At 78.9% G+C, this 223-nt stretch carries 1 pseudogene; it reads left to right on the top strand.

The features are described 5' to 3' along the window. A pseudogene (locus tag F0L68_RS41275) lies at nt 1–223 on the top strand (PIG-L family deacetylase); the annotation flags it as partial.

The raw sequence follows: 223 nt of genomic DNA, 5'->3' as shown, positions 1-223 counted from the left end.
CGCGGGGCTGGCGCCGTGGGACGGCGTGCGCTGGGTGGCCGTCGCCGCCTCGCCGGAGGCCACCCACGCGGCCGACATCACCGACACCCTCGACCGCGCGGTCGACTCGCTGCGCGAGCACCGCGCCTACCTCGCCGCGCTCGGCGGCACGATGGCCGAGCCGGAACCGTTCCTGCGCGGCATGGCCGAGTCGACCGGCGAGCGGTTCGGCGGCCGGCTCGCG

The sequence above is a fragment of the Solihabitans fulvus genome (genome assembly GCF_008386585.1).
Taxonomy (GTDB): domain Bacteria; phylum Actinomycetota; class Actinomycetes; order Mycobacteriales; family Pseudonocardiaceae; genus Solihabitans; species Solihabitans fulvus.
This window is presented reverse-complemented; position numbering and strand designations above follow the sequence as displayed.